The organism is Sphingobacterium sp. 40-24, from assembly GCF_001899705.1.
In the GTDB taxonomy this organism is placed as follows: Bacteria; Bacteroidota; Bacteroidia; order Sphingobacteriales; family Sphingobacteriaceae; genus Sphingobacterium; species Sphingobacterium multivorum.
Window position 1 is genome coordinate 330,013 of sequence record NZ_MKWH01000021.1, and the last position, 25,772, is coordinate 355,784.

General features: G+C 40.3%; 25 protein-coding genes. 13 read left to right on the forward strand and 12 right to left on the reverse strand.

The features are described 5' to 3' along the window. Position 1: 1 nt before the first annotated feature. The 9 genes from BGP15_RS08205 (at position 2) to trhO (ending at position 8,208) form a co-directional block, all read left to right on the forward strand. Positions 2-727, forward strand: a complete 726-nt coding sequence (locus tag BGP15_RS08205) for a YebC/PmpR family DNA-binding transcriptional regulator (protein ID WP_046671585.1) — start codon at positions 2-4, stop codon at positions 725-727. Between the two features lie 121 nt (positions 728-848). Next, entirely contained in the window at positions 849-2,066 is a 1,218-nt protein-coding gene (locus BGP15_RS08210; RefSeq protein WP_286769197.1) for a hypothetical protein, read from the forward strand. 65 nt (positions 2,067-2,131) lie between these two features. Then, positions 2,132-2,875, forward strand: coding sequence for a DeoR/GlpR family DNA-binding transcription regulator (locus BGP15_RS08215; RefSeq protein ID WP_046673148.1), 744 nt, complete (start codon positions 2,132-2,134; stop codon positions 2,873-2,875). Between the two features lie 23 nt (positions 2,876-2,898). Further along, the gene (locus tag BGP15_RS08220; protein ID WP_046673147.1) at positions 2,899-4,359 is read left to right on the forward strand and encodes a lipopolysaccharide biosynthesis protein; all 1,461 of its coding nucleotides are present in this window, start codon (positions 2,899-2,901) and stop codon (positions 4,357-4,359) included. Then, positions 4,360-5,232, forward strand: a complete 873-nt coding sequence (locus BGP15_RS08225; protein ID WP_286769198.1) for a glycosyltransferase family 2 protein — start codon at positions 4,360-4,362, stop codon at positions 5,230-5,232. Between the two features lie 3 nt (positions 5,233-5,235). After that, positions 5,236-6,150: a sugar transferase gene (locus tag BGP15_RS08230; RefSeq protein WP_286769199.1), complete on the forward strand. Its 915-nt coding sequence runs from the start codon at positions 5,236-5,238 to the stop codon at positions 6,148-6,150. A gap of 5 nt (positions 6,151-6,155) precedes the next feature. Continuing rightward, positions 6,156-6,911, forward strand: a complete 756-nt coding sequence (locus BGP15_RS08235; protein ID WP_286769200.1) for a glycosyltransferase family 2 protein — start codon at positions 6,156-6,158, stop codon at positions 6,909-6,911. Beyond that, a complete protein-coding gene (locus tag BGP15_RS08240) occupies positions 6,911-7,126 on the forward strand; it encodes a DUF3820 family protein (RefSeq protein ID WP_046673143.1) in 216 nt (71 codons plus the stop codon). The genes BGP15_RS08235 and BGP15_RS08240 overlap by 1 nt, the downstream gene beginning before the upstream one ends. A 95-nt stretch (positions 7,127-7,221) precedes the next feature. Continuing rightward, the gene (gene trhO / locus BGP15_RS08245) at positions 7,222-8,208 is read left to right on the forward strand and encodes an oxygen-dependent tRNA uridine(34) hydroxylase TrhO (RefSeq protein WP_286769201.1); all 987 of its coding nucleotides are present in this window, start codon (positions 7,222-7,224) and stop codon (positions 8,206-8,208) included. Positions 8,209-8,336: 128 nt separating this feature from the next. Here trhO and BGP15_RS08250 read toward each other — a convergent pair whose 3' ends face one another. The 5 genes from BGP15_RS08250 to trmB form a co-directional block, all read right to left on the reverse strand. Further along, positions 8,337-9,032, reverse strand: coding sequence for a DUF937 domain-containing protein (locus BGP15_RS08250; protein WP_286769202.1), 696 nt, complete (start codon positions 9,030-9,032; stop codon positions 8,337-8,339). Positions 9,033-9,161: 129 nt separating this feature from the next. Then, a complete protein-coding gene (locus BGP15_RS08255) occupies positions 9,162-10,424 on the reverse strand; it encodes a DUF5689 domain-containing protein (protein ID WP_286769203.1) in 1,263 nt (420 codons plus the stop codon). 3 nt (positions 10,425-10,427) lie between these two features. After that, entirely contained in the window at positions 10,428-11,897 is a 1,470-nt protein-coding gene (locus BGP15_RS08260; RefSeq protein ID WP_070561428.1) for a SusD/RagB family nutrient-binding outer membrane lipoprotein, read from the reverse strand. A 12-nt stretch (positions 11,898-11,909) separates the two neighbouring features. Then, on the reverse strand, positions 11,910-15,161 hold the full coding sequence (locus BGP15_RS08265; protein ID WP_286769204.1) for a SusC/RagA family TonB-linked outer membrane protein: 3,252 nt from the start codon (positions 15,159-15,161) through the stop codon (positions 11,910-11,912). A gap of 382 nt (positions 15,162-15,543) precedes the next feature. Further along, entirely contained in the window at positions 15,544-16,200 is a 657-nt protein-coding gene (gene trmB / locus BGP15_RS08270) for a tRNA (guanosine(46)-N7)-methyltransferase TrmB (RefSeq protein ID WP_286769205.1), read from the reverse strand. A 201-nt stretch (positions 16,201-16,401) separates the two neighbouring features. On the opposite strand from trmB, the gene fcl reads away from it, so the two are divergent. Continuing rightward, positions 16,402-17,343, forward strand: a complete 942-nt coding sequence (gene fcl / locus BGP15_RS08275; protein ID WP_286752792.1) for a GDP-L-fucose synthase — start codon at positions 16,402-16,404, stop codon at positions 17,341-17,343. Positions 17,344-17,359: 16 nt separating this feature from the next. On the opposite strand, the gene BGP15_RS08280 is transcribed toward fcl, so the two are convergent. From BGP15_RS08280 to BGP15_RS08290, 3 genes are all read right to left on the reverse strand, one after another. Then, positions 17,360-17,863 carry a hypothetical protein gene (locus tag BGP15_RS08280; RefSeq protein ID WP_286769206.1) on the reverse strand — a complete coding sequence of 168 codons (504 nt, stop codon included), beginning with the start codon at positions 17,861-17,863 and terminating at the stop codon, positions 17,360-17,362. Continuing rightward, the gene (locus tag BGP15_RS08285) at positions 17,853-18,272 is read right to left on the reverse strand and encodes a phage holin family protein (protein ID WP_286769207.1); all 420 of its coding nucleotides are present in this window, start codon (positions 18,270-18,272) and stop codon (positions 17,853-17,855) included. Before BGP15_RS08285 ends, BGP15_RS08280 begins: the two co-directional genes overlap by 11 nt. A 184-nt stretch (positions 18,273-18,456) precedes the next feature. Beyond that, a complete protein-coding gene (locus BGP15_RS08290; protein ID WP_046673135.1) occupies positions 18,457-18,726 on the reverse strand; it encodes a YtxH domain-containing protein in 270 nt (89 codons plus the stop codon). Between the two features lie 234 nt (positions 18,727-18,960). On the opposite strand from BGP15_RS08290, the gene BGP15_RS08295 reads away from it, so the two are divergent. Further along, positions 18,961-20,505, forward strand: coding sequence for a YifB family Mg chelatase-like AAA ATPase (locus tag BGP15_RS08295; protein ID WP_286752795.1), 1,545 nt, complete (start codon positions 18,961-18,963; stop codon positions 20,503-20,505). On the opposite strand, the gene BGP15_RS08300 is transcribed toward BGP15_RS08295, so the two are convergent. The 4 genes from BGP15_RS08300 to rsfS are packed head-to-tail and all read right to left on the reverse strand — an operon-like array spanning position 20,502 to position 24,339. Beyond that, complete coding sequence (locus BGP15_RS08300; protein WP_286769208.1) at positions 20,502-21,125, reverse strand: rhomboid family intramembrane serine protease; 624 nt, start codon at positions 21,123-21,125, stop codon at positions 20,502-20,504. The two genes, BGP15_RS08295 and BGP15_RS08300, sit on opposite strands and share 4 nt — an antisense overlap. An 8-nt stretch (positions 21,126-21,133) precedes the next feature. Then, positions 21,134-21,781, reverse strand: a complete 648-nt coding sequence (locus BGP15_RS08305) for a LutC/YkgG family protein (protein WP_070561445.1) — start codon at positions 21,779-21,781, stop codon at positions 21,134-21,136. Positions 21,782-21,836: 55 nt separating this feature from the next. Beyond that, positions 21,837-23,918 carry an ATP-dependent zinc metalloprotease FtsH gene (ftsH, locus tag BGP15_RS08310; protein ID WP_112375078.1) on the reverse strand — a complete coding sequence of 694 codons (2,082 nt, stop codon included), beginning with the start codon at positions 23,916-23,918 and terminating at the stop codon, positions 21,837-21,839. 46 nt (positions 23,919-23,964) lie between these two features. Then, positions 23,965-24,339: a ribosome silencing factor gene (gene rsfS / locus BGP15_RS08315; protein ID WP_046673130.1), complete on the reverse strand. Its 375-nt coding sequence runs from the start codon at positions 24,337-24,339 to the stop codon at positions 23,965-23,967. Between the two features lie 47 nt (positions 24,340-24,386). Here rsfS and BGP15_RS08320 point away from each other — a divergent pair, with 47 nt between their 5' ends. Both BGP15_RS08320 and BGP15_RS08325 read left to right on the forward strand, forming a co-directional pair. Beyond that, positions 24,387-25,157: a biotin--[acetyl-CoA-carboxylase] ligase gene (locus tag BGP15_RS08320; protein WP_286769209.1), complete on the forward strand. Its 771-nt coding sequence runs from the start codon at positions 24,387-24,389 to the stop codon at positions 25,155-25,157. Positions 25,158-25,312: 155 nt separating this feature from the next. Then, a complete protein-coding gene (locus BGP15_RS08325; RefSeq protein WP_286769210.1) occupies positions 25,313-25,762 on the forward strand; it encodes a protein-disulfide reductase DsbD domain-containing protein in 450 nt (149 codons plus the stop codon). Positions 25,763-25,772 lie beyond the last annotated feature (10 nt).

A 25,772-nucleotide genomic window follows, 5' to 3' on the forward strand; every position in this document is an offset into this window, starting at 1 on the left:
AATGGGAAGAGCTTTCGAATTCAGAAAAGAGCGGAAATTCAAACGCTGGGCCAAAATGGCCGTTCAATTTACACGTTTAGGTAAAGAAATCGCTATGGCGGTTAAAGAAAGCGGCCCTCACCCTGAAACTAACTCGAGACTTCGTACAGCAATACACAATGCCAAGGCAGTAAATATGCCAAAGGATCGTATCGAAGCCGCAATCAAACGTGCTTCGGAAAAAGATTCAAAAGGTTACGAAGAATATGTATACGAAGGCTACGGCCCTCATGGCGTACCTGTATTAATTGAAACTGCAACAGATAACACCAACCGCACCGTAGGAAACATCCGTAGCTATTTCACAAAAGCAGGTGGTTCATTGGGGAAAACAGGATCATTGGATTTTATTTTCAATCGTAAATCCATTTTCCGTTTTGCTGCAACAGATGAACTGGACCTAGAAGAGCTTGAATTAGAGTTGATCGATGGAGGCTTAGAAGAATTGTACGTAGAATCTGATGAAGAAGGCAATGATATTGCTGTCGTTCAAACTTCCTTTGAAGACTTTGGTAATATGCAAAAATTACTGGAAGAAAAGGGAATTGAAGTAACATCTGCAAAATTGGAACGTATCGCATTATCGCATTCAGATATTACGGAAGAACAAGCTGCTGATGTATTGAAGATGATCGATAAAATCGAAGAAGATGACGATGTTCAAGCAGTTTACCATAACATGGCTTAAGCTATTGAACCTATAAAACTATAAAAAAGAGCGCTTGTCGCTCTTTTTTATTAAAAGCACCGCCTAGCCCCGTCAGAAAAATTACTACATTTGTAATAGACTAAATCAAACTCGTACCAGAATGACTTTTGAAGAATTTTTCATAAAAAAGAAAATTGATTTAAAAGCTTTAAAAGCTGCAGATGAACCTTTATTTGAAGAGTTCAAAGCACATTATTCTGCTATGGGAGAAAAGAGTTTTGACCACAGCAAAAAGTTTTGGTTCAACAAGCTTCGAAAAAGTTTCCATTTAGCAGAGGAGGAAACTGTTATTGCAAAACCTGTTGAAAAGCAGGTTACCCCAGATACAGCATCCGAGACCTCCAGGATTCCTACGGCAAAACCAGCAGGCTTTAAACCGCGATTCAAGGCTCCTTCTACAACTGTAGTAGATGAAGCTCAGGCAACATCCAAACAGGAAATAGCTGATTCAGCGGAATCCACTTCAGATTCAATACCGACAGGCTTCAAACCGAGGTTCAAGGCCGGATTAACAAAAGCTCCTGACGCAGCGGCAAGCACTCCTGCATCCGATGAAACGACCGACGAAGCATCGACATCGGCTCCAAAACCAACAGGCTTCAAACCCAGGTTCAAGGCTGGAGTAACCAAAGCTCCTGACGCAGCGGCAAGCACTCCTGCATCCGATGAAACGACCGACGAAGCATCGACATCGGCTCCAAAACCGACAGGCTTCAAACCGAGGTTCAAGGCCGGAGTTACCAAAGCTCCTGACGCAGCGGCAAGCACTTCTGCATCCGACGAAACGACCGACGAAGCATCGACATCGGCTCCAAAACCAACAGGCTTCAAACCGAGGTTCAAGGCCGGAGTTACCAAAGCTCCTGACGCAGCGGCAAGCACTTCTGCATCCGACGAAACGACTGACGAGGCGACAACATCCGCTCCAAAACCTACGGGCTTCAAACCGAGGTTCAAGGCCGGAGTAACCAAAACAGAAACTGCTGAACAGACACAGCTGCCCGATACGAAAGACGAAATCAAATTAGATGCGAGCGTAAAGGCTGAACCTGAAAACAACAGCACCGAAACACAGGAACCTGCTGCCAGTAAACCAACAGGCTTCAAACCGAGGTTCAAGGCCGGAGTAACCAAAACAGAAACTGCTGAACAGACACAGCTGCCCGATACGAAAGACGAAATTAAGTTAGATGCGAGCGTAAAGGCTGAACCTGAAAACAACGGCACAGAAACACAGGAACCTGCTGCCAGCAAGCCTACAGGCTTCAAACCAAGGTTCAAAGCTGGTCTAACAAAAATTGATAAAAAGGAAGAATAATTTTCACTACATTTAGACTGATTTCTCAATTAATTTTAAAATTCCGATTAAAAACCAAAAGACCAATGTTAAAGGAAGAAAGACAAGCATTCATCATACATCAGATCAACCTACATAATAAAGTTTTATCCTCAGACCTCAGTGTTCAGCTGAATGTGTCTGAAGATACAATTAGACGTGACTTGAACGAACTTGCTGAGAATGGTAAAGTTCTAAAAGTCTATGGTGGAGCATTATCAAAATCATTTCAGTTCCCTTTTCAGGATGGGAACGTTTATGCCAAAGAGGCAAAAAAAGAAATTGCCAAAAAAGCAAGCACTTTAATCTCTAATGGTATGACCGTTTTAGTCGGCGGCGGGACAACCTTAATTGAATTAGCAAGAACAATACCCGATCACCTGCAGTGTACGTTTTTCACCATAAGTCCGCTAGTTGCATTAGAATTGGCCGAAAAGCCAAATCTTGAAGTCATCCTTGTTGGTGGTAAGCTTTCACGCAATACAAACATTGTTTCTGGTGCCCAGGTAGCTAATGAACTGGCCGATCTTAAAGTCGATCTTTGTTTGTTGGGAACAAATTCTCTTTCCGTAGAAGATGGGGTGACCGATTCAGACTGGGAAGTGGTGCAAATCAAACGTGCGATGATTAAATGCTCAAAAAAAGTAGCTATTCTGAGCATTGCGGAAAAACTTAATTCAGTTCAAAAAATGAAAGTAGTTCCGTTACGTGATATTTCCTATTTGATTACCGATGTCAATCCAACTGATGTTTCCCTAAAAGAATTTGCGAATACAATTGCAATACTTTAATATTGCCGCTCATTTAATTTAGCATGTCATCGCAAACGAAAAATGACTCTTTAAAATCAAAAACAACAAAAGGACTGCTATGGGGTGGTATGGCCAGTATCATCCAGCAGTTTTTGGGCTTCGGCTTCGGCATCCTTCTAAACCGTAAGCTAACAGCAGAAGACTATGGTTTAGTCGCTATGATCACCATCTTTTCTGTTCTCGCTTCTGCGTTCCAAGAAAGTGGATTTGTGTATGGGATTGTCAATAAAAAAGATGTTGAACATAAAGATTATAACGCGGTATTCTGGACAAGTGTAGGGATTGGAACATTTATTTATATCGTTCTATTTTTTGCAGCTCCTCTTATCGCCTTATACTATAATCAGCCAGTACTTGTAGAACTAAGCAGATTTACCTTTTTATCCTTTTGGTTAGGTAGCTTTGGTATTGCACACAATGCTTACCTCTTCCGAAATTTAAAAATCAAAGAAAGGGTCATCACAGGCACCTTTGCTCTTATCGCATCAAATATAGTTGGCGTTTATTTAGCCTATAAGGACTATGCCTATTGGGCATACGCGATCCAAATTGTCTCCTATAGTGGTTTCAATATGCTCGGATTCTGGTATTTTTCCAAATTCAGGCCTACTTTCCAGTTCGATTTTAAACCTATTCGTGACATTTTAGGATTTAGCAGCAAAATACTGGTCACCAATATTTTTATCAATATCAACAAAAATATATATGCAGCGATCTTAGGCCGGCATTATACCGCTGAAGAACTGGGGTATACCGTGAATCCAAATCGTTGGAGCATCATGGCCCAAAATATATTGACCAATATGGTCAATAACGTGACACAGCCTATTTTAAAGGAAATAGAAGATGATAAGGATAGACAAGTTCGGGTTTTTCGCAAACTGATTTCCTTTACAGCCTTTTTAGCCTTTCCAATGTTATTGGGTTTAACCACGGTAGCACAAGATTTTATTACTATTGCGATCACCGACAAATGGGCGAAAAGCGCTATTTTTCTTCAAATATTCTGTATCGGCGCCGCATTTGATTCTGTAAGCAATGTTTTCTCCAACTTAATCATTAGCAAGGGGAAACCTGAAGTTTACATGCGCAATATCATCGTTTTTGGTCTGCTCCAAATTGCCATCCTATTTTTCGGCAAATCATTAGGCCTAGAATTGCTCATTGGATTGACCTCGGCATTAAATGCCCTCTGGATATTCGTTTGGTACATATCAGCCAAACCTTATATGAACTATTCATTTCGTTATCTGCTAACAGATATTTTTGCTTATGCACTATTGGCAGCGATAAGCTGCTTAGCAGCACATTATGCCACCGCAGCCATCGCCAACCTCTATCTTCGGTTTGCAAGTACAATTGGAATTGCAGTATGCAGTTATATCATCGTAAATAGAATCTTTAAACCCAGTATTTTGTTGGAATTGTACCACTATTTCCTAACAGTTATCCGAAAAAAATAGATGGCCAGGATTCTCACCATAATCGTCTCTTATAATTTTGAGCCTTGGATTCACAAGTGCTTACCCAGCTTATTGGATTCGAGCTACCCAACAGATATTTTAGTTGTAGACAACAATTCGTCAGACAACACAACACAGATCATAAAAGAAACGTATCCAACAATACGACTGATAGAAAGTTCCGAAAATTTAGGTTTTGGAAAGGCTAACAACATTGGACTTGACATTGTTTTGAAAGAAGAGTATGATTATGCATTTTTGGTCAATCAGGACGCCTGGCTGGATCGGGACTGTATTGCCAACTTATTGAAGGTCAACACAGACAATATCGGAATTATCTCTCCTATTCACTACGATGGAACCGAAACAACACTGGACTACGGTTTTGCTGTCTATACAAAAAATGCTATAATCGAAAATTCTAATCGAATTTGCACGTTCGTCAATGCTGCATTTTGGTTTATCCCCAATCCGGTGATCCGAAAAGTCGGTGGTTTCGCACCGATCTTTTTTCATTATGGAGAAGATAAAGATTATGCCAACCGCATCAGGTACTACAGATTAAACATTGTTCTCGCTGAAGGAGCCAAAGCCTACCACGATAGGCAACAACGTAAAATAGACCGCAGGGCCTTTCTGAAAAGCGAATTTGTCTATCATTTGACAGAATATTGCAATATCAATTATACTTTTGTAAAAGCTTTTTCCATGGCAATATTGGCAAGTCTAAAGAAAATGGCGTCTTCATTTTTTAAAGGTCATACTTTTGAAGCAAAAAGCTACTTAAACATTGCTTTTAGATTGCTGGGCAAAACAGGAGCCGTTTATCGTACCCGTATGACCAACAAAAAAGTATTCAACAAAATCTATTGATAAATGAACAATATTGCTCCCGTCATACTTTTTGTGTACAATCGTCCTGATCATACAATAAAAACACTCTCAGCTTTAGAAAATAATATATTAGCAGACCAGACCACGCTATACATCTATTCGGATGCTGCAAAAAACGAAAAATCTGTTCCCGCCGTTACTGAAGTCCGAAAGATTATCAATAAGTCCTGGAACTTCAAAGAGGTTATTATTGTCGAACGAACAGAAAACTGGGGTTTAGCGGCCAATGTGATCGATGGTGTTACAAAAGTGGTCAATGCACATGGAAAAATTATTGTTTTGGAAGACGATCTGGAAACTGCGGTGTTTGCACTAGACTATTTCAACCAGGCACTGGAGCGCTATAAAGATCAAGATCGGGTCATGGAGATCAGCGGTTATGGCTATCCGTTAAAAGATTTAAATAAACTGCCAGAAACCTTCTTTTTTCGGGTCGCCAATAGTTGGGGCTGGGCAACCTGGGACCGCGCCTGGCAACATTTCAATCCTAATATCGATGAACTTGTATCGGATTTTACGGACGAGCAGATACACCAATTCAGTATCGAGGGAAAAGAAAACTTTTGGAAACAAGTGCAGGAATTTAAAGCGGGAAAGATCAACTCTTGGGCCATACGCTGGTATGCTTCTGTATTCAAAAAAAATGGTTTAGTTTTGTATCCAAGGAATTCAATGACGCAAAATATTGGTAACGATGGTTCGGGTACACATACAGCTGCAGAAGCTACGTATCAGGTTACACTAGCGGAAAGTCCTATACGGTATTTTCCGACGGAAATTTCAGAAAACAAGCAAGCTTATGAAGCCATCAAGTATTTCTACGCCCATCGGAAAGGATCTTTATTCAACCGTGGCATCCGATTCCTGAAGAAGAAAATAAATAAATTCAATACATAAAAAACATGTCTGCTCATCCTAAATTTTCGATTATAACTGTCGTTTACAACAATGTGCGTGACATAGAACACACCCTGAAATCTGTTGTCAATCAGAGCTATGGTCATATAGAGTATATTGTCATTGATGGACAATCAACCGACGGAACGTTAGAGATCATCCAAAAATACAAGGATAAAATCGCCGTCATCCTCTCCGAAAAGGATAAGGGTATCTATGATGCCATGAATAAGGGTTTAGCCTTAGCAACAGGCGATTATGTTCTTTTTTTAAATTCTGGAGACGAGATCTATGATCTGAATAGCATTGAGAACCTCGCCAAACTGAGCGATAACGCAGATATTCTTTACGGCGAAACAATCCTCGTGGACGACAACAGGAATATTATTGGTGAACGGCGGCACAAGGTTCCGGCTCATTTCGACTGGAAAAGCTTTCGCTACGGCATGAATATCTGTCATCAGGCGATCTACATCAAGCGGGAAATCGCCGAGCCATACGATCTCAATTATAAATTATGCGCTGATATTGACTGGGTTATCCGTTGTGCCAAAAAGGCAAAAAAAACGGTCAATGCACAGCAATATGTTGCCCGGTATCTTGTGGGCGGGATGTCAAAACAAAGACATCAGGAATCCTTGAAAGAGCGTTTTGCGATATTCAAACGCTACTATGGAGCCATTCCCAATTTATTCAATCATGGCGTCATTGCGCTAAAAGCAGTTTGGTACCGTCTCAATTATGGAAAACCTCAAGACTAATGTTGAATCCTGAAATTTTAACCGAACTTGTTACAGTCAAGATGCCATTTGGCAAATACCAGGGATACACCTTATGTAATCTTCCTGAGCCCTATCTCGTGTGGTATAACCAAAAAGGCTTTCCAAAGGGAAAACTAGGCCAGCAGTTAGCAACACTCTATGAAATAAAGCTGAATGGCTTGGAATACCTCCTCGAACCTTTGAAGAAAAGGTGACGAGGGTCATTTTATTCCACTTATTATTTTTCGTAGCTTTGCACTAAATTTATTTTTAGCATTAAACGCCGTTTGCAGCGGTATCAATGAATATCATGACACAATATCAAACTTTGCTGTACTATTGTTACAGCCCTATCGAGGATGCCGAAAAATTCGCATCAGATCATTTAGAATTTTGTAAATCACTGGACTTAGTCGGCCGTATCATTGTAGCTGATGAAGGTCTTAATGGAACTGTTTCGGGTACTGTAGAATCCTGTAAAAGCTATATGGATGCCATTTATGCCGATGGTCGTTTCAATAAAACAGAGTTCAAAATTGACGATGTAGATGAACCATCATTCATTAAAATGCATTGCCGCTACAAAGCCGAAATTGTTCACTCTGGTTTGAGAGATCCAAAAGAAATTGACCCCAACCGTCAAACCGGTGTGCACCTTGAACCGAAGGATTTCTTAGCCATGAAAGACCAAGAGGATGTGGTTGTATTGGATGTACGCTCAAATTACGAGCACAATGTTGGTCATTTTAAAAATGCTGTTACCCTCGATATTGATAATTTCCGCGAGTTCCCCGAGAAAATCAAAGAGCTCGAACAATATAAAGGAAAAAAAATATTAACGTACTGCACAGGGGGTATCAAATGTGAGAAGGCATCTGCTCTCTTGTTAAAAGAAGGCTTCGAGGATGTTTATCAATTACATGGCGGCATTATCAAATACGGAAAGGAAGCAGGTGGTGAAGATTTTGAAGGTCAATGCTACGTCTTTGACAATCGTGTTACTGTCGATGTAAATTCTGTCAACCCATCCGTGGTATCAACTTGTTTTAACTGTGGCAAGCAAACCACCAAAATGATCAACTGCGCCAACCCAACTTGTAATGAACATTTCACACAATGTGAAGAGTGCGGCTGGGAGATGGATGGATGCTGTTCGCCAGCATGTAAGGAAAATCCCAATAAACGTGAATATGACGGAACAGGATATTATGTCAAGGTACCTCAACCCGTCAATATTGACAAAATCAGCAAAAGAAAACATAAAAATTTTCCACCGAAAGTATCGGCCGAAGATTAATACAAATTGAACAAACAGGAAGCGGTCGGAAGTGCAGAACTTCCGACCGCTTCCTGTTTAGGATCTGCACCATCTTAGCTTAATCCCATACTAGCTTTTTATCAAGAAAAATAATAACCGAACACAGCTTACTTGCCAAACATACCGGCGATTGAATCAAGAATATTGCCCTTTGCCTGCCCATCGTTATTTTTATCAAAAAAACTACCTGCCAATCCACCCAACATGTCGGTAACACTACCTCCCGATGCCGGTTGCTCAGTTGCTTGCGCTTGTTCTTCTTGGCTACCGCCTAAAAAAGAGCCTAATATACCACCCAACATACCGCCACCTGCATTTTGTTGTGTTCCACCACCAAGCACAGAGCCGATCAGATCACCAATCCCACCGCCGCTTGAAGCCTGCTTTTGTTGCCCTAAATATCCCATTACGATAGGAGCAAGTGTGGCCAGTACACCCGTCACTTGAGAAGAACTCAAGCCTGCTTTATCCGCTATATGCTGTGTCACGACTTCGGTATTTTGGCCGAACATATGGTTGACAATTTTATTACCGTCTTCAGAAACATTTTGCTCCGCTCCTCCCTGTCCAAAAAGATCTCCAATTTTATCGAGAATCCCGCTACTGCTATGCTGGTCAATAGCCTTATCAATGTTCTCCGCCTGCCCCTTGTTTTTCGCATTGTAATTCAATGCCGCAATCATCAAAGGAACTGCCGCTGCTACAATCCACTTGGCTTTAGTTTCACTGACACCAGTAATTTTTGAAATAGTCTCTATCGCTTTAGAGCCTACTCCACCTGTAACTAAATCTGTTAAGTTCATAAGTCTTCGTTTATAGTTATATAATGAAGATAACGATTTTTTTTGATGAGTTGAGATAATAGCTGATGATAAAAAAGCCCCATTGGATTACACAATCCAATGGGGCCATTTGAAAATCAATTTTTCAAATTAATAACTTTTATAAATAGCAATATCGTCCAATCCCAACCTTCCGTTATTAATCACATTGTTACTTGTCCCTAATCCAAGTTTGGTAACTCTAAAACGAACCGGCCCCTGAATATTCATTAAGAATACAGCCTGTTTTGAATTCATGCTCTCTGTCGTTGTATGCGCGTCCGAAATAGGCTCGCCTGTTTGCTTCCATGTCGTTCCTCCGTCGGTCGAGTATTCCAACTTGAACGTACACGAACGATCGGTGTAATACGAACCATACCAAAGCGTTACTTTTGAGGCCCCATTCGGCACATCAAAATTCATTTGCACATAACCATCAACACTTAAGTTCTGCTGCATACGGATGGCATTTTTTCCAGAAACGATACGATCACGACCAGCAGTTGTTCCTAGAATAGCCTGATACAGGTTCCATTGCCCCGTTGGAAAGGAGACCGCGTTTTTATCCTTCATATCATAGCTACCTTTCACACTCGCATCTACAGCATCAAAAGTTTCAGGCCAACCTGCATATAACTTACCGCTGGCATAAGCCATATCAGCATAACTCTGCATCCTAACTTGTAGCTTTTCGCCCTCCTTGAATGCAATTCCTCTGAATGATGCACTTGGAGCGATGGACTCCCCAGCAAATGTCGCATTATCTTGTGTATGCAATATAATCTCATTTTTATCACCATCCATTAAGATTTTATCTCCTTTCAACGCTGTCCCAGCTGCGGGTTCAGGTTCAACATCGGCTGTAATATCGATATAGGTTGATTCAAACTCATCAAACTTCGACTTTAGACTGGAAACAGCAACAGGTAATGGGGCAATAGTATTACCAGATGAGTAGACTTTAAGCTGTTGATTATTATCGACTGAAAGAACTAATAAGCCATCTTTTTTAATCAGTTTCGAACCGCTAATATTGATCTGAACCGAATCTCCAAATTTAAATTCAGACGCATTGGGTACCTGAACTAATATTCCACGGCGTTGATTTCGCCAAATATTCTGTACAGCAAGTGTATTTTCTGGTAAATTCTTATTTTCCGCATGCGAAACGACCACTGCTTTGATATGTTCTGCCCCTTGTAGCGAAGACGCATTAAGCTGTAAATCGGCATTTTTATATAGACTGCGTAGCGCATACAACGATATTTCAGGATTTAGCGTCCCTATCGATTCATTGACGTTGTCTTTGATACAGCCGGACAGCAATGCTGACATCGCCAACATACTGCATAGTATTGATTTTAACTTTTTCATTGATTAGTTGATTGAAGGTTGCCACCACATTTTTTCATTTATCCCGTCTCCCCCCATACGACTCACAGCATCCTGATAATTTACTTTGTTTAAAGATTGTACAATTGTTGGATAATTTAAACGTACTGGCATTTTCCCTTGATTCAACAAGCCCGGACCTTTGTATAAATCCAATAATTGGGTTCTACGATATTCGTACCACTGTTGGAAATCCGTAAATAGCATCGCATAGTATTTTTGCAAATGCACCTTTTTCAATTTCGCATGATCACTATCTGTGGGCAGCAACTGAACCTTTGCACTGCTTAGGTAAGATGCTGGCGCTGTTAGCCCCCAGTATTCCATAGCCGCGTTCACCCCCTTTAAATAGGCTCCAGGCGCATCAACCTGAGCATACCCTCTCATACCACATTCAGCAATAATAAATTGCAACTCGGCGTAATTCATGATATTCCCCATATGCGAGTCGGCTTTTAGACTTGTTAAAAGCGTTGATTGTTGCTCGGGGACATTTCCTCTCTGGTATCCGGACTGCATACCGCCATATACTCCTAATGTGGCTTCAGTGGCCCAAATTTTTAATCGTGGGTCTGAAAGGTCCAGCAGATTATTGATAAAAAACTCTGAATAGCCTTTGTTTCCATTAAAATCTATGTCACGGCTATTAAAATAAGGATTCATATAAGGCTGTACATTGGTGTAGTATAAAGCAGCCGTTTCTGCATTGCTTTGCATCACCGGATATTCAGCGGCATTCGTTTCTAATATTTCTTTGATCTTTGCAACGGCATTGGTTTCTGACTTATGTGCTATACGTAGCAATAATCGGAGATATAAAGAATTACCAAATTTCTGCCATTTTCCAGGATCTGAATTAAATATAGGATCCATCGCTAAATTGGTCGATTCGACAGCAACCTTACCTTTCAAAAGCGTATTGGCCTCTTCTAATTTTCTAAAGATATCCGCATAAATATCGGACTGTTTATCAAATACAGGAGTTAAATTACTATCACTATACCCTTTATTGCTGTCTGTATAAGGTACATCACCATACATATCAGTTATTAACGAACTCACCCAAGCATCCAATATAAGCGAAATACCCTGGTATGTCTGGTAACCCTTCTGCTGCCCTTCCCCTGCCTTCTGATAAATGTCGCGTATATTCGTCAACTGTACGTACCATCCGGACCAGGTAGATTCCGCTTCTGACGGTCTGATTTCATACCGTTGAATCTCCAATGCATCATTCACCGTTACAGTCACTTGCATAAGCTCGTTGTTGATGCGCATATTCCGTGATAAATTTGTGTTTAACACATTGAGTAAAGCTGGCGCGATGAGACTTTGTGGCGCTGCCGCAGAAATTGCATTTGGATTTGTATTTATTGCGACAAAATCTTTTGTACAGCTCTGTAGTATCCCACAGGCTGCCAACAAAATAAAAGCTTTTCTTATATTCTTTTTCATAATACGCTGGATTTAAAATGAGAATGATAAATTGACACCCATTGTGCGGGTTGAAGGGAACTGGGCAATCTCTGCGCCCTTCTCAATACCGCTTGAATTTAGCGATCCAAACTCTGGGTCAAATGAAGGCCATTTGGTCATGACAAACAGATCTCTTCCGTACACGCCAATTGATGCGCGCTCAATTTTCAAGCGTTCAACAAAAGACTTAGGTAATGTATAGTCAAATCTGACCTCACGAAGCTTTATAAAGTCCGTGGAAAACGTATTTGATTCTATATTATCCCGGTTAAAATGTTTAGCATAATAATCTCCAGCAGACGCAACAACTGTATTCTTGCTGTAGCTTCCATCACTATTCTTCACAACACCATCGCCGATAATACCATTATATCGTCCCGGAATTGTCTTTTTTAATTTTCCCTCTTCCATCAATACGGCATGCGTCAACGAATATCCCACTCCGCCGAATTGACCATCAAATAAGAAATTAAATCTAAATCCTTTGTATTTAAATTCATTCCCCCAACCAAATTTGGTCGTTGCATTTGGATTACCGATATACATGTTCTGTTGGGACAATACAGGAAGTCCATTTTCATAAATAATTTGACCATCCTGATTTCGCTCATATCCGAGTCCATAGATATCACCAAATCGTTTACCAGGTATGGCCACAATTGTTCCTCTACTTCCAAACAACGTGGATAGCACTAATTCTCCTTGCAGATCTGCAGGTATGGAAATAACTTTCGAATCATAGCTCGTAAAATTTCCATACATATTCCAATTTAAGCCATCTTTCTTCTTGATAATATCGCCAGAAAGCGCAATCTCTATCCCCCTATTCCGTACCTCGCCAGCATTCGTAATCTGATTTCTGAAACCGCTTGAAGGATCCAGCGGAGACTCAATAATCTGATCAAATGTCGAGTTTGAATACAGAGTAAGATCTAATCTAAGTCGATCTCTGAACATTCTAAAATCTGTTCCTACTTCATAAGAACGCGTACTTTCGAACGTCAGATTTTCATCTGGAACGGTGGTTGGATTTGTAAGCCCTCCAGTGGTCCCTTCAACACTACGGTAACCATAAGAGTTTAGATAAGCCCGTTTTCCTCCACCTCCGACTTGAGCAATCGATGCTCTGACTTTCCAAAAATTTATCGCTTTTGGCAGGTTTAGCAATTGGGAAATAACAAAACTTGTATTAAGCGAAGGGTATATAAATGGTTTAACTTCATTCCGTTTCGGAGATGCTAATGTACTCGCCCAGTCGATACGATTCGTTGCATCGACAAAAATCATATCCTTATAACTATAATTTAGTAAGGCATATAAGCTATTGGCTGCATATTCCTCGCGGTAAGGTAAATAAACGATTTTTTCCCTCGCATTGGCAAAATTATATTGGTTTGGATAAATAAGACTATTAGCGTAAGCATCATCTTTAATATACTTATTGTGCATCAATGAACCTCCAACCGATGCGCCAAATTTGTGAAGATTGTTCCGTTGATTGTTATATTGCAATAAAAAGTCGGAAGTAATTTCCTGGTTATTGATGGACTGCTCCCGGTAATAGCCATAAGCATATTTATAGGTATCAAATGGCCTGGATTGTTTGCGTTTATCATAGCTCCAATCGATTCCTGTCCGCACCATCAAATTCAACTCCTTATTGAATTTATAATCGGCCTGTAAATTTCCAATAATATTGTTTTTATCCTGCGCATTGATCATATCATAAGATATGGTTCTTGGATTATCCAACAGGTTTGAAAACGGAGTCATCTGTTCAATTCCTTCCTTTCCTGGAATCCAATTCTGCTCTAGCCAAGCTGCATTCACATTCGGCACAATGCCCCGTACAAAGTACATGTAACTTTGATTGTTATAACCGCTATTTGGTAAATTGTCTGATCCTCTATTATTAAAATTAATTTTTGTTGAGAGGCTCAGTTTATCCGTCACCTTGTTATTGAACTGCATAGCGATGGTATTCCGATTATAACCCATGTTGGGAATAATCCATTTGTTCGTTACGTTGGTATATGAAAACCGTGAACTGGTCTTTTCAGTAGCACCAGAAATACTGATCGAATTAGTAGACGTGAGCTCCGTTTGGAAAAGATCCTTTCGGTTATTTTCATAGGGTCTCCATAATGTCCGCTCTGGAGGTGTCAAACGATAGAAATTAGGATCGTACTGGTAATAATACTGTCCATCAAATTTGGGTCCCCAAGCAGAAGACGTACTTAAAGTACTTGCACCATCCTCTGACTGTCCGTAGGAATAATAAAGATCCTGATCAATCGCACCTTGACCATATTCGTATTGATAATCGGGCCATCTGTTAATTGTCCCAATTGCCGTATTCGAATTAACGGATACACCAATTTTATTTTTAGCCCCTTTTCCCTTTTTTGTGGTAATAATCACAGCGCCATGTGCGCCACGGGAACCATAGAGCGCTGAAGCGCCTGGTCCTTTCAATACTGAAACGGACTCGATATCATCCGGATTAATATCCGCCAATGATGTTCCAAAATCTACAGGAGAATCACTATCCAAATAATTGGAACTACCATTACCGGTCATCCGCGTCCCTCCTCCCATAACAACACCATCCACAACAATCAATGCGGAATTATCGCCCGTAAAAGATGTTTCCCCTCTTAAAATAATCTGATTGGATCCCAATGGCCCCGCACCCGACTTTACCAAATTCAAACCAGCGACTTTTCCTGTTAGAGCATCCGTCCAATTGTTTGAAATTGCATTCGTCAATTCCTCGCCTTTGACCGTGCTTATGGAATAGCCTAATGCCTTCTCTTCTCGCTGTATGCCTAGTGCTGTCACAACGACTTCATTGAGCGCCTCCGATCTCGCACTTAAAAAAATTTTAGCATTCAATTGGGCTGACGAAAAAGTTTGCGTTTCAGCTTCGTAACCGATTAGCTGAAAACGGATTGCTGTCCCTGATTCTACTTCAATATCGAAATTACCATTTCTGTCCGTCGCTCCTTTAACTACACCCGCTGCAAGGATTGATACGGATGCCAAAGGTTCTTTCGTCTGATTATCGACAACTTGCCCTTTTACTCTAATCTTGGTCTGCTTAACTGCATGCACAGCTTGATCAGATCCTAGTGGAGCCGCCATTGCTGTAAAATCCATATTACAGGCAATTGCTAATGCCACAAATAGCACTTTCGAGGAGGAGTGCCTTAGATTAATTTGGATAGGGTTAATACTAAACATAGTTATTGGTGTAAATTGTTAATTTTCAATTTGGCACAAAAATATATTCTTAACAAAAAGTTTGTTTTAACTTAATGTTTTCTTTTTGTTAACAATTGTTTCGAATAGTATTTCCTTTTATCATACTATTACCGTTTTAATAAAATGCTTTGAAGTTCACCCTGAAGGGATTATCATGCATTAGGCACGCTTTTAAGCGATCTTTCTTTGGTTATTTTATATTTACAAATCGAAAATAATTAATAATATTTAAAAAACGAAATAAATCGAAATTATTTAAAAACCAATATTAGTATAAAAAACAACACTCAATTGATCCTGAAGAAAACAAAAAGAGCCCAAACTTTCGTTGGGCTCTTTATTACAATAGAAGCGTTAAGGCTTAAGCCTTCTCGAAATTCCACTTCACATAGTTAATGTTCTTGTCATGCGCCAAATACTTCCGTTCGTAGTATGTTTTAATGGATAAAACGTTATCAACCAAGTCTGAATGGTAAAGATCTGTCGTTTCCTTATATTTTTTCAAACCCTGTAAATCGATCTGCTCTAGTGTGTAAGCATAAAAACCGTCATTGTCTGTTTTCAAATTCATCATCCCTTCAGGCTTCATAATGATTTTATAACGATCCAAAAACTTTGGCCCGGTCAATCGTTTCTTTTCTCGGCTATCTTGCGGTTGCGGATCCGGAAAGGTAATCCAGATCTCATCAATTTCATTTTCAGCAAAATGTTCAAGGATAGTCTCAATTTGTATCCGAAGAAAAGCAACATTCCGAATTCCATCCTCCAAAGCTGTTTTGGCTCCTCGCCAAATACGATTACCTTTAAAATCGATACCGATGAAATTTTTCTCCGGAAACAATCTCGCTAGATTAACAGTATACTCACCTTTACCACAAGCAAGCTCCAAAACAACTGGATTATTGTTACCAAATTGCTTCTCAGCCCATTTTCCTTTATATTCTTTGCCTGCGTCGAGTTGGATTACATTTTCAAAAGTAGCAACTTCAGCAAATTTACGTAGTTTGTCCTTTCCCATTTTTTAATAAATATCCCGCAAAAATAACCTTATATTCCCGCTAAAAAAAATAAATCTGAGAGACAGCACGAATACCGGTAATTACAGAACAATCTGAAGTCCTGTAGCAGACACAGGAATGCATAAATTGCATCCACACGGGCGAATTATATTGCATATAAAAAGCAATTTATCTAAGTTTGCAGGAATCAATAACTTATCGTGGAGAAAGACGCTAAAATTTATATAGCAGGCCATCGTGGAATGGTCGGATCGGCAATTCATCGCAAATTATCGGAGCTTGGGTACAACAACATTGTCACACGCACATCTTCCGAATTAGATCTGCGCAATCAGCAAGCAGTGGCTGATTTTTTCGATCAGGAAAAACCGGACTATGTTTTCTTAGCCGCAGCCAAAGTTGGCGGGATCATGGCGAACAACACCTATCGCGCTGATTTTATCTACGAGAATATGGCTATACAGAATAACGTCATCAAATCTTCCTACGATAATAAGGTTAAAAAATTAATGTTCTTAGGCTCAAGCTGTATCTATCCAAAAATGGCTCCGCAGCCTTTGAATGAAGACATGCTACTCACGGGTACTCTGGAGCCTACAAATGAGCCTTACGCAATTGCTAAAATCGCGGGAATAAAAATGGCGGAAGCTTTCAGGGATCAGTATGGATGCAATTATATCTCCGTTATGCCAACAAATCTTTACGGAATTAACGACAACTACCATCCGCAAAATTCACATGTCTTACCGGCCTTGATCAGAAGATTTCATGAAGCTAAAATCAATCAGCTCCCTGAAGTTATGATCTGGGGAACAGGGACCCCCTTACGGGAATTTCTTTTTTCCGATGACCTGGCAGATGCCTGCGTTTTCTTAATGAATAATTATGACGAGAAACAATTTGTCAACATTGGCATTGGCGAAGATTTAAGCATTAAGGAACTTGCCGAATTGATTAAAGACGTCATTGGTTACCAGGGAACTATTTCCTTCGACAGTTCCAAACCTGACGGAACACCGCGAAAACTCATGGATGTCTCAAAACTACATGCGCTGGGCTGGAAACATCGAGTTAACCTCCGGGAAGGCATTCAACTAGCTTATGCGGATTTTTTAAAGAAAGAAGCAAACGCTTCCGAATAAATCCAACACGATTGCATTAGTAAGTCTCGCTATAGGAAGGAATTCCGTACTCGTTAACCTCATCCTTGATCACTGCATTTTCAGCTTGCGCAGCTTTATTTTTCTTCTTTTTCTTGGGACGAATAAAGCTCGTTAATTTACCGATGAGACCGGTGATTTTATCTTGATTGATCTGGCCGACAGCACGCTCTGATAACAGCAACATCAGCGCTTTCTTTAAAACGCCCGTATTTTTTAGGAACAACCTATTCATAACAAAGGGCACGCCGATACGTAAGGTCTTTGTTAACCAATCGGAATCTGGATTGCTGCTTTTCGCAAACAACTGCTGAACGATATTTACCCCCGGTATATTATCTTTTAAGGTATTGAAAAAACGAATCGGAGCCTCTATTTTATTGTTGAGCAAGGTAAATTGAGCCTTAAGATAAGATTCTTGTTCGTTTTTTAGTGTCTTTAAACGGGAAATCTCAGCTTTAAGTTCCTGCAGATTACGTATTTTAGTCTGTTTATTGTTCATTTGTAGCCCTTTCTCTATCAAGTTTTTCCATGTGCAGTTCTTCCTCTTCTTCCTCAATCTCGTCGTTCCACTTCGCTAAAAAACGGCGGATTGAAAGATCCATAAATTTGGATTCCAGCATAGGCTCAAAAACCCGTATTAAGATGATAATCACTAAAAAGATCCCTGCTGTAGCCAAAAAGCCCAGTGAATAGCTCCCCAATAGCTCCCCGAGCCAAAAACCCAGTGCCAAGCACAAAAAAAACAGAACGAACAACGTGAAAATTAACTTTGTCGCATCAACAACAAGGCTGGCGATCAATCTGGACGACCGTTCGATTGTCTTTAATTTGACAAGCTTAAACTGAGAGTCAACATACTCTTTGGTTTTTTGAAACGTACCGCTAAGTGAAAATTTTTCTTCTTCCATGCATCTAAAATTTATTCAGGCTATTTCAACTTCTAGCTTAAAAAACGAAAACGCAGCATCCGATGATGCCAACACAAATCCACTCTCTACGCATAAGGAGTAAATAGTTCGTCAGACAGCTATCCCTAGAAATAGCCTGATAATATGTATTCTACACCAATTATTCCAATGAATAATCTGCGGATTATGCATGTTCGATGATATCATCATCTAGCACTTCTTCGCTCTGATTTAATTTCCCTTTCAATGTAGAAACAATCTTCTCTTTAAAATCATTCAGTTGATCGAACTGTTCTTCCGCTCTTTCACGAATAGCATCACTCAAATCGCTTAATGAATCATTAATTTTATCTCTCGTATCCGACCCCTTGTCCGGAGCAAATAAAACTCCCAAAGCTGCACCTGCAGCAAGACCCGCTAACAACGCCAAAGCTACTTTACTTGTGTCATTCATTTCTTTTTCGTTTTAATTTCTAATTCTATTACGATGAAACTAGTCCTCGTTAATAATACAATTCACAAAGCAAATCGTTTGCCAAACGCGGCATTTAATCCATTATTTACGAGAAACTATACTTTCCAATATAATCATTTTTTGATAAAATTCGATTGACTTTCAATAATTCACCAAACAATTATTAACCCGTTCAGTTTTTTAGTATCTTTAAATCAACCCATTATAAAAATTATGCTAAATAAAACCTATTGCAGTGCCGTCTATGGTATCAATGCCTGCACAATTACCGTTGAGGTAATCGTATCTACAGGCTTGCATTATTATATTGTAGGCTTGCCTGACAATGCCGTTAAAGAGAGCTTAAGACGTGTCGAAAGTGCCATTACTTCCTGTCAACTTCACATGCCACGCCAAAAGATTGTTGTCAACTTGGCACCCGCAGACATGCGTAAGGAAGGGTCCAGTTATGACTTATCAATCGCGATCGGCATATTGGCATCCTCTGGACAAATGACAAATGAGCTTCTGGCAGATTATCTTATTCTAGGAGAACTATCCTTAGACGGAAGCATTAAGCCCATCCGTGGCATTTTACCCATCACTTTACAAGCCCTAAAAGATGGCTTTAAAGGACTTATTCTACCCCAAGAGAATGCAAAGGAGGCCGCTATCGTCGGAGGTGTCGATGTGATCGGAGTAGAAAACCTCCGCCAAGTTGTTGATTTCCTAAATCATAAGATAAAAATTGAACCAACGCAAGTTGATATTCAAACGTGCTTTCATACCGGCACGAATAATTACGACGTCGATTTCTCGGATGTCCAAGGACAGGAGAATATCAAAAGGGCCCTGGAAATTGCAGCTGCGGGTGGTCACAACCTCATTTTAATAGGTCCTCCCGGCGCGGGTAAGACCATGTTGGCAAAAAGGCTACCGACGATCCTCCCGCCCCTCAATATGACTGAATCTTTAGAAACCACCAAAATACACTCTGTATCTGGAAACCTGAAAACCAAAGAGTCTCTCTTGACGGCACGGCCGTTTCGTTCTCCGCATCATACCATATCCGATGTAGCCATGGTAGGTGGAGGCTCTAATCCGCTCCCAGGTGAGATTTCACTAGCGCATCATGGCGTGCTGTTTCTTGATGAATTACCAGAATTCAAACGGAGTGTACTCGAGGTCATGCGGCAGCCTCTTGAATCACGGCAGATTACCATATCAAGGGCAAAACTCACGGTGGATTATCCGGCGAGTTTCATGCTCGTTGCCGCCATGAACCCCTGTCCCTGTGGCTATTTCAATCACCCCGAAAAAGAATGCATATGCGGCAGCAATACTGTACAACGTTATTTAAGTAAAATATCGGGACCTCTTTTAGACCGTATCGATCTGCATATTGAGGTGACGCCTGTACTATTTGACCAACTGAGTACGACACGTATAGCCGAAGACAGCCGTACTGTGCGAACTCGAGTCATTCAAACCCGAGAAATTCAGAAAGAACGGTTCGATTCTTTTCCAGACATCCATTGTAATGCCCAGATGAGTACACAATTGACCCGAGAAATATGTCAGATTGATGAGCCCGGAAGAAAGTTACTCAAAACGGCTATTGAACATCTGAGCCTATCTGCAAGAGCATACGATAGAATACTCAAAGTTGCTCGAACAATCGCTGATATGGAGCAAAGTAAAATGATCGAAAATCATCATCTCGCCGAAGCGATCCAGTATAGAAATTTAGATCGGGAAACCTGGGGTGGAAAATTTTAAAACTGAGCCAAACAATGCTTAATAACCCAAGGGAAACAGATAATCGTCAAGATCAGACCCGACAATGCGCCAAAGAAATGAGCATCGTGATTTATACCATCTTGCGCTTTTTTTGACGCCCACACACAGTAACCTAAAAACAAAAATGCAAACAGATAAGCCGGCATCGGTATAATCATCATCACACCAATGGTAATTTTCGGATCGAAAAGAATGTAGCTAAACAGAACCGCACAAATCGCACCTGAGGCGCCTAAACTATAGTAACCGGGGTTATTTTTTTGCTGGATGATTGTTGGAATATCGCTCAAGATTAAACTACCGATATAGATTACGGCAAATAAAATATGACCGTATGGACTTGCTTCTGCAAGTATGCGCTCCAAACCAAATGCAAAATAATAGAAGGTAAGCATATTAAACAGCAGATGCCCCCAATCTTTATGCACAAAGCCACTGGTAAGGATGGTATACCATTTTCGATTACGTGCGATACTATACGGATGCAACATCATTTTACCGTAAAGTTGTTCATGTGAAAACGTATAGATACTGGTAGCGAGCGTAAAAAAGAAAATAATACTCGCAACAGGCATTTCTGTTAGATAATATAATAGCATAGTAATTCCTAGAATCGATCCTCTAAAAGTAAAACGTAAAGTTCTTTTGGTCCATGTGCACCCAAAACCAATCTTTTCTCGATATCAGCCGTCCTGGAGGGGCCGGTAATTGTCGAAATCATTGTCGGGATTTCCTGACCGTAACGCTTCTGCATATAGGCTAAAGCATCCTTTAGATCCCAAACCAATTGTGAAGCTTTGGCAATAACAATATGAATTGGAGGATATATACTCAACCTGCGTCCTGAAGCATTTGCATTACTCACCATAACACTTCCATTACGCGCAACCAATGCTTCACATGAAGTAATGCTCGCATTTGCTGATTCAAAATCCTCCGCTGTTTTTAAAAAAGGGAAACCATATGGACTGAGTAAATTTTGAACACCTTGTTCCCAAGCGTATATATTTTTGATATTATTCTCCTCGGTCAATAAAATCAGATTTTCAATCAGACCGATCTCGCCATCACAATACAGAAACTTGCCTCCCGCAGCAGTCAATTCGCGAACAAAAACAATATCCACCAACTCATCCTCTTCTTTATAAAGCGGCGTTTCTTTGAAATTGGGATGTGGATTATCGTTTTTCTGTAGTAATGCCTGACGTACCCGTTTTAACATTATCTCTTTCGCTGTTGCGTTCTTCACGTTCATGGCGCAAATATATATAAATGCAGCGCTAGAGTGATCTAGCGCTGCAGCATTCAAATTAATTCAAATTATTGGAGGGTGTTTCTGAACTCTGCCCTTCGTTAGATCGCGCTTCGTCCGGATGAACATCCAACGGTAAATCTGTCTGTGGAACTCCACCACCATCAGCACCATTCACAAACTCCTCGTAAGTAGTCTTGGTTTCAAATGGACGTTTACCTAATATCTCTTCCAAGTCCGACTGAAAAAGAATCTCTTTTTCCAATAGCTTTTCTGCTATTTTAATCAAACCCTCACGTTTATCCAGCAATAACTGTTTGGTACGTGCATAGACGTCATTAATTAAGTTACGTACCTCTGCATCAATAAGCTCTGCCGTTTTGTCAGAATACGGCTTTTGGAAAGATGCCTCAGAACTATCTCGGAAGGAAACATTGCCAACTTTATCATTCATACCGTAAATTGCAATCATCGCATAAGAAAGTTGCGTGATACGCTCTAAGTCATTTTGAGCACCTGTTGAAATTCTTCCAAAAGTAATATCTTCAGCGACACGACCACCCATAGTCATACATAAACTGTCTATAAGCTGTTCTGTCGTATATAGGAACTGCTCACGGGGAAGGTACTGTGCATAACCCAAAGCAGCGACACCACGTGGCACAATAGACACTTTCACCAAAGGATCGGCGTGCTCTAAAAACCAGCCCGCAATAGCGTGTCCAGCCTCATGATAAGCAACAATACGTTTCTCTTCCGGAGAGATGATTTTGTTTTTCTTCTCAAGACCACCGATCACACGATCAACGGCATCCTGAAAATCCTGCATATCAATCTCGGGTTTATTTTTACGGGCAGCAATAAGGGCTGCTTCGTTACACACGTTGGCAATTTCAGCTCCCGCAAAACCAGGTGTCTGCGCCGATAATTTTTTTGCATCGACCTCAGCCGATAATTTCAACGGCTTTAGATGCACTTTGAAAATTTGCTCACGGCCAATCAAATCCGGTTTATCAATAGAAATTTGACGGTCAAAACGTCCGGGACGCAACAATGCTGTATCCAGTACATCGATACGGTTAGTAGCCGCTAAAATAATAACGCCTGAATCCGTACCGAAACCATCCATCTCCACCAATAATTGGTTCAATGTATTTTCACGCTCGTCATTACCGCCCATCATCGAGTTTTTACCACGAGCACGACCTATAGCATCAATCTCATCGATAAAAATGATACATGGCGCTTTCTCTTTCGCTTGCTTAAACAAATCGCGAACACGCGATGCACCTACACCCACAAACATTTCGACAAAGTCAGATCCGGATAATGAGAAAAATGGCACTTGAGCCTCTCCGGCTACAGCTTTAGCCAATAAAGTCTTACCCGTTCCCGGAGGCCCTACAAGCAAAGCGCCTTTCGGAATTTTACCCCCTAGATTGGTATACTTACGTGGATTTTTTAAAAAATCCACAATCTCCATAACTTCTTGTTTCGCTTCTTCAAGACCAGCAACATCATTAAATGTGATATTGATCTGCGATTCTTTATCAAACAACGTCGCCTTAGATTTACCTATATTAAAGATCGCACCGCCACCGCCGCCAGCACCACCGCCCATACGACGCATCAAGAAGATCCAGATGGCAGCCAATACCAACAACGGCAACATAAACGTGATAAACCAGCTTGCCCAAGGGTTGGAACGATCATCATAAGTCAACTGGACCTTTGGTGTACCTGGCGTTAATTCCGCTTGCGATGCAGCTAATTTCTTTTCTAAAACATCGGGAGAGGCATCCTTAAAAATATATTGTGGCCCCTTGTCTTCCTGTCCTGATAGACTTGGAAGCGGATCAGCAGCTTTTGTAGCGTCTTTAAAACTTGGGTTATCTTTCCAGCCCTTTTTTAGATAGACCTCCACTTCGACAAGATCATTCTTTTTATAGGCGACGAGACGCTCTACAGCGCCTGTATTCAACATACGTGTCTCAAAATCACTATAGCTAACTTCCTTAGCTGGGCTTTCTCCAAAAACGTACTGTAAGGCAAAAAAACCTAAAAACATGGCAATCATAAGCCACACAAAATTGAATTTTGGCGGTTTCGGGCTTACCTTACTACTCGGGATTTTTTTCATTATATCGTAATTATATTTTCTTTATAAATTTTTTCGTTGAGAACAATTAAGCGCTTTGGAAATGCTGTACTTCTGCATCTCCCCATAAATCCTCGATACCATAATGCGCTCTTTTTTCGGTCTTAAAGATATGTACAACCACATCCACAAAATCCAAAATCAACCATTCACCATTGGATTGTCCTTCTTTATATTGGGGTTCTTGACCAAATGCCTTATAGACTTCTTCTTCGACACTCTTTGCTATCGCATTCACCTGAATGTTAGAGTCGGCATGACAAATCACAAAATAATCGGAAACAGAACTGTGAAGATCTCTTAAATCCAAGCGAACGATCTCGTTTGCTTTCTTTTCTTGCATACCATAAACGATAATTTCTGATAGACGTTGGGACAATTCTGAACTTTTATTTTTACTCATTAAAAAATGTGATAGTTTTGACTTAATATTTATTTAATACTTTCAGTTTGCAAAATAACAATATTTCGGGACTTATCATCGGTCAAAATGCAATATATCTTGACAAAGTCGCCTCTACAAACGATTATCTCAGGGAATTATTGTCAAATTTCAAGCCACTAGCTGAGGGGACTGCCATTTTAGCAGAAGAACAATTTCAGGGCAAGGGGCAGCGCGGAAGCTCCTGGGTCAGTGAACCAGGGAAAAACCTAACGACATCTATCCTCTTAAAGCCTCATTTCCTGCCAATAGCGAAACAATTTGCACTTTCCGCCACAATCGCCATTGCAACCGTCAATTGGCTGAAAAGCAAAACCGAGCAGCCTGTAGCCGTGAAATGGCCCAATGATATTTACGTCAATTCAAAGAAAATAACAGGCATTTTAATAGAAAATAAATTAAAAGGCAGTAAAATAGAGCACGCAATTATTGGCATTGGTGTAAATATTAATCAACTTAATTTTGACACAGCAACAACAATAACCTCGCTCGCCTGCCTGACCGATCGACAGGATTACAACATGAAGGAACTGGCACAGGAGTTATTCCAAGTGATCCAACAGGAGTACCTGAACCTGTATAAGGAGGGCGCTCAATATCAGTTAAACCGCTACAACGCGTTATTGTTTTGGAGAGGTGAAGAAAGACCATTCCTAGTCGACGGCACCAAGAAGACCGGTATTATCCAACAGGTGTCTAATGACGGGAAGCTACTTGTTCTTTTGGAAGACACCTTGCGCGAATTTGATATCAAAGAAATTACACATCTTATTACTTAATCTTTACAAAAAAAGGATAACCCATTTTAGAATTGTCAAACCTTTGTTCTAAATTTGTCAACAGCGTGATTAAACCTTTATTCACCCGAAGCATCAAAGAACAAGAACACACTGCAATCATTGTAGTGAAAAAGGAAAGAACAAATTAAATTCTGATGAAAAAGTTAATACTGTTAATGACTGTGGTAATTTTTGCAGTTACGGGAGCATTCGCTCAGATTCACAAACCTGTAAAATGGACTGTGGCGAGCAAAAAGTTAAATAACAAAGAAGCTGTAGTATATGTGAAAGCTACAATCCAAAATGGATGGCACATTTATTCACAAAATGTGAAAGATGGCGGCCCAATTCCAACTTCTTTCAACTTTGCTAAAGCGGCAGATTATACATTGGTAGGTAAAACTGCAGAGCCGAAACCTAAGGTAAAACACGAAGATGTATTTAAGATGGATGTTGGTTATTTTACAAACGAGGTAATTTTCCAACAAAAAGTAACTTTAAACAAAGGAACTACCACCGTTAAAGGCACTGTTGAATGGCAAGCATGTGATGCATCACAATGTCTTCCTCCAGACGAATATGCTTTTGCTGTGACAATCAAATAGTAAAAATGAT

Excerpts from the sequence above, each read along its gene's own strand:
- BGP15_RS08230 (WP_286769199.1), top strand. The coding sequence starts at position 5,236 with ATGAACAATATTGCTCCCGTCATACTTTTTGTGTACAATCGTCCTGAT.
- BGP15_RS08300 (WP_286769208.1), bottom strand. The coding sequence starts at position 21,125 with ATGCTATTATATTATCTAACAGAAATGCCTGTTGCGAGTATTATTTTC.
- BGP15_RS08280 (WP_286769206.1), bottom strand. The coding sequence starts at position 17,863 with ATGAACAATAAACAGACTAAAATACGTAATCTGCAGGAACTTAAAGCT.
- trmB (WP_286769205.1), bottom strand. The coding sequence starts at position 16,200 with ATGGGAAAGGACAAACTACGTAAATTTGCTGAAGTTGCTACTTTTGAA.
- BGP15_RS08260 (WP_070561428.1), bottom strand. The coding sequence starts at position 11,897 with ATGAAAAAGAATATAAGAAAAGCTTTTATTTTGTTGGCAGCCTGTGGG.
- BGP15_RS08220 (WP_046673147.1), top strand. The coding sequence starts at position 2,899 with ATGTCATCGCAAACGAAAAATGACTCTTTAAAATCAAAAACAACAAAA.
- ftsH (WP_112375078.1), bottom strand. The coding sequence starts at position 23,918 with ATGAAAAAAATCCCGAGTAGTAAGGTAAGCCCGAAACCGCCAAAATTC.
- BGP15_RS08240 (WP_046673143.1), top strand. The coding sequence starts at position 6,911 with ATGTTGAATCCTGAAATTTTAACCGAACTTGTTACAGTCAAGATGCCA.
- BGP15_RS08285 (WP_286769207.1), bottom strand. The coding sequence starts at position 18,272 with ATGGAAGAAGAAAAATTTTCACTTAGCGGTACGTTTCAAAAAACCAAA.
- BGP15_RS08250 (WP_286769202.1), bottom strand. The coding sequence starts at position 9,032 with ATGAACTTAACAGATTTAGTTACAGGTGGAGTAGGCTCTAAAGCGATA.
- trhO (WP_286769201.1), top strand. The coding sequence starts at position 7,222 with ATGACACAATATCAAACTTTGCTGTACTATTGTTACAGCCCTATCGAG.
- BGP15_RS08210 (WP_286769197.1), top strand. The coding sequence starts at position 849 with ATGACTTTTGAAGAATTTTTCATAAAAAAGAAAATTGATTTAAAAGCT.
- BGP15_RS08305 (WP_070561445.1), bottom strand. The coding sequence starts at position 21,781 with ATGAACGTGAAGAACGCAACAGCGAAAGAGATAATGTTAAAACGGGTA.
- BGP15_RS08225 (WP_286769198.1), top strand. The coding sequence starts at position 4,360 with ATGGCCAGGATTCTCACCATAATCGTCTCTTATAATTTTGAGCCTTGG.
- BGP15_RS08295 (WP_286752795.1), top strand. The coding sequence starts at position 18,961 with ATGCTAAATAAAACCTATTGCAGTGCCGTCTATGGTATCAATGCCTGC.
- BGP15_RS08325 (WP_286769210.1), top strand. The coding sequence starts at position 25,313 with ATGAAAAAGTTAATACTGTTAATGACTGTGGTAATTTTTGCAGTTACG.
- BGP15_RS08235 (WP_286769200.1), top strand. The coding sequence starts at position 6,156 with ATGTCTGCTCATCCTAAATTTTCGATTATAACTGTCGTTTACAACAAT.
- BGP15_RS08215 (WP_046673148.1), top strand. The coding sequence starts at position 2,132 with ATGTTAAAGGAAGAAAGACAAGCATTCATCATACATCAGATCAACCTA.
- BGP15_RS08265 (WP_286769204.1), bottom strand. The coding sequence starts at position 15,161 with ATGTTTAGTATTAACCCTATCCAAATTAATCTAAGGCACTCCTCCTCG.
- BGP15_RS08205 (WP_046671585.1), top strand. The coding sequence starts at position 2 with ATGGGAAGAGCTTTCGAATTCAGAAAAGAGCGGAAATTCAAACGCTGG.
- BGP15_RS08255 (WP_286769203.1), bottom strand. The coding sequence starts at position 10,424 with ATGAAAAAGTTAAAATCAATACTATGCAGTATGTTGGCGATGTCAGCA.
- BGP15_RS08290 (WP_046673135.1), bottom strand. The coding sequence starts at position 18,726 with ATGAATGACACAAGTAAAGTAGCTTTGGCGTTGTTAGCGGGTCTTGCT.
- rsfS (WP_046673130.1), bottom strand. The coding sequence starts at position 24,339 with ATGAGTAAAAATAAAAGTTCAGAATTGTCCCAACGTCTATCAGAAATT.